Source organism: Streptomyces sp. NPDC060198, assembly GCF_042728415.1.
Taxonomy (GTDB): Bacteria; Actinomycetota; Actinomycetes; order Streptomycetales; family Streptomycetaceae; genus Streptomyces.
The window spans coordinates 1-2,922 of the sequence record NZ_JBHWZJ010000581.1 but is presented as its reverse complement, the minus strand read 5'-3'; the positions used below and the strand labels follow the sequence as shown (position 1 = coordinate 2,922).

The following is a 2,922-nucleotide window of genomic DNA, read 5'->3' as shown; positions in this document are numbered from 1 at the left end:
CCACGCGCAGCCGCCTCCCCTCGTCCGTGGGTGCCTTGCCGCTCAGTCGCCGCTGACGACGATTCCAGCCCTCGTTCGCGGGTGCGTGGTCTCGACGTCGAAATCCTCGGCGGCCCGTCGACGTTCGATCCACTCCTCCGGGTCCTGCCCGCGTTCCCGTACCCGCCGCAGACAGGTCTCGCGCGGAGTGTCGACTAGACGGTGAGGTCGTAGAAGGCGGAGAGCTCAGGGCGGGCCGAGTAGACACCTTCGACGATCACCACACTCGTCGAAACGATCTCCTGAAGGCTTCCGAGCTGTCCGGTGGCCCAGTCGTAGGCCCGGTAGCGGGCGGATTGCCGGGACCGCAAGGGCTCCAGGACCTCCAGCCGGAGGCGCTGCCGGTCGACGTAGCGGTGGTAGCCCTGTTCGGCGTCGAGGCCGTCGCGCTCATGGTCGGGCATGGGCCGGTAGAAGTCGTCGCCGTGTACGACGGCGCAGTCGCCGACGTACTCGGCCACCGCGGCGGCCAGGGTGGTCTTCCCCGAACCGCCCGCACCGTCGACGGCGACGAGCCGGACGGCTCCGTCGTGGGGCGGGTTCATCCCGAGGATGGCGTCACCGAGGCCCTGAGCCCGCTCGATCCCTCCCATGAACTTCTGGTGGTAGCGCAGTTCGGCGATCCGGGCGCTGCTGGACAGTACGATCCCTTTCGCCTCCGCCAGTGAATCCGGCCTGGCGCCCAGCAGTTCGCGAGTGACGAGGACGGAGTCGATGACGCTCGCGCCGCGGTCCCGCAGCGACCGCTGGACGGCCTCCGTGCCCCTGCCCCGGTCCCACAGCGGTCGGCACCACCCGACCAGGGAGGCGATGCGCGCGGCACGCTCGGGAGCGAGGCCTCGCAAGGACTCGGACACGGGAGCTCTCCGATGGGGTGGGCATCGGCGGACGTCGGAAGGCCACCCGCGGAAGGACCGGGGAAGCCGATCGCTTCCGGAGAGTACCGGTGACCAACAGGGTTTCGCAGATGTCGAGTTGCCGAATCCGATGGATTCCGGGTGCTGCGGCCCCGGGCCGGGGTGCGCTACGGACGCCACTCGGCGAGGTAGTCCGGGTGGTCGGCGTACTGCAGTGCGAGGTGACGTGCGGCGATGTCGGTTCCCGCGTGTTCCCCGCCGGTCGAGGAGCGTCCCGCCGCGGCCGGGGGAGTTCCGTCGGTATGGGCCCCCTCGCACCGGTCCAGCAGCCCTCGCACCGCCGCGACCTCCCGCAGTGTGTGCGCCGGGTCGTGCAGCGCGATGTGCTCGGCGCGTGCGGCGTCCTCGTCGGACCCGCCGATTTCGGGGCCGGTCGTGGCGAGGGGCGGGGCGTCGTCCGCGAGGGAGTCCGTCAGGGAGTACACGCCTGTGCCCAGAGCCTGCCACGACGGGGCCGGGCCTGCGCCGCTCGCCGCGAGCGCCGTCGCCTCGCGCTCGGCCAGACGGGCGCGGAGGAAGGCCACCAGGGCGTCAGGCACGGTTCGGCTCCACGGTGGCACGGAGGTGGGCGACGTACGGGCGGGTGATCTTCCCGATGCCGTCGCTCGGCAGGTGGTTCATGGTCGAAGTATGACCTCGGGTGGCAACGGTGGAGAAGCACCGGGAAATGGGGTGCGCGCGGTTCGGGCCTCTGCGGGATGCGCGCGAGCCCGTTCCGCCGTACCGGGTGGTGCCCCCGGTCGGCTTCTTCCAGCGGTTCACCGCGCCGCCGCACGTGGTGCCTCGTCCGGTCCGGTCACGCGGCCCGGCAGTTCTCCGGACCGCCGGGCCCGGTCGTGGACGAGCGGCACCGGGCCGCCGTACCGGAGCGCCGACGTTCCGGCAGGCGGGTGCGCGGTGCTGACTGGCATGGGGCGAGGAGGCGTACGCGCCTTCCGGCCCACTCGCCCGCCGGGCTGCCGGGGCGTGACTTCCGGGGCCGCCCAGGCCCCGGGGCCGGGCACCCGGGTCTCAGCGGCCGACCGTCGCCACGACGACCTTTCCGCCGCCCTCCCGGCTCCGCACCTGCACGTCGTGCGCGAGGCGCCGGATCATGGGCCAGCCGAAGCCGCCGGAACGGCCCGTGAGGTCGGGTGTGCGGTCCTGGGGGTGGGCGGAGCTGCGGTCGGAGACCCGGATCTGCAGGGCCCGGCGATCTGCGGCGAACCGGAGCGAGGACACGCCCCCGGCATGGCGGATCGCGTTGGTCACCAGCTCCGACACGAGCAGGAGCAGGTTCTGGACCGTGTCGGAGCGAGGCGGTGGATCGAGCCGTTCGAGAAAGGCGGCGATCGCGTCCCGGGCTTCGGCGGCGCGCTGCGGACGGCAGACGAATTCGACCCGTGCGTCAGCCGGTCCGTTGGAAGAGGAATCATTGGTCAGAACCTGATGGTGCATGTGAATTACCCCGTCAAGAGAATTCCGTGGTCCTCCTTCGTGTACCCAGACGGAAAGGGTTCATGGACCACCACTGTTGATCGATTGCGGAGAGTGCGCGGAAATGTGCGGGGCGGGTGAAGCCTCTCGGGGGGCGCGGTGTGCTCGATCGCTGCGGAGGGAATCACACCTGGTCACGGCAGTGCCGGGGGGACGGGGCGGTGCCCCGTGGAGAGCTCGCCGAACGAAGGAGGTGTGTCATCCACACGTGCGGGCACATGAGTGGTCGGAGGTTGATAATCATGGTCCCGCTTCTTCTTGTTCTGCTTCTCGCGCTTATTCTCTTCGGTGCCGGATTCGCTCTGAATGTACTGTGGTGGATCGCTGTGATCGTACTGGTGGTGTGGGTGCTGGGCTTTGTTGTGCGCCCGGCCTCCAGCGGCCGGAAGGGACGCTGGTACCGCTGGTGAAGAATTCGGCCCGACGTGTGTGACGGGACGGATTCTTGACCCGACTGCCGGTCTGCGGGCGGCCCCGGTGACGCGACGTC

General features: G+C 70.4%; 4 protein-coding genes. 1 reads left to right on the top strand and 3 read right to left on the bottom strand.

Annotated features, from left to right (window positions below; translation table 11 throughout):
• Window positions 1-194: 194 nt before the first annotated feature.
• The 3 genes from ACFWEP_RS33710 to ACFWEP_RS33700 form a co-directional block, all read right to left on the bottom strand.
• Window positions 195-896, bottom strand: a complete 702-nt coding sequence (locus tag ACFWEP_RS33710; protein WP_387375970.1) for a uridine kinase — start codon at window positions 894-896, stop codon at window positions 195-197.
• A gap of 167 nt (window positions 897-1,063) precedes the next feature.
• Window positions 1,064-1,495 carry a DUF6221 family protein gene (locus ACFWEP_RS33705; RefSeq protein WP_387375968.1) on the bottom strand — a complete coding sequence of 144 codons (432 nt, stop codon included), beginning with the start codon at window positions 1,493-1,495 and terminating at the stop codon, window positions 1,064-1,066.
• Between the two features lie 472 nt (window positions 1,496-1,967).
• The gene (locus ACFWEP_RS33700; protein WP_387375966.1) at window positions 1,968-2,393 is read right to left on the bottom strand and encodes an ATP-binding protein; all 426 of its coding nucleotides are present in this window, start codon (window positions 2,391-2,393) and stop codon (window positions 1,968-1,970) included.
• A 281-nt stretch (window positions 2,394-2,674) separates the two neighbouring features.
• Between ACFWEP_RS33700 and ACFWEP_RS33695 the strand changes: the two genes are divergently transcribed.
• Window positions 2,675-2,842 (top strand): hydrophobic protein, encoded by a 168-nt coding sequence (locus ACFWEP_RS33695; protein ID WP_387375964.1) that lies wholly within the window; start codon window positions 2,675-2,677, stop codon window positions 2,840-2,842.
• The last annotated feature ends 80 nt before the right edge of the window (window positions 2,843-2,922 follow it).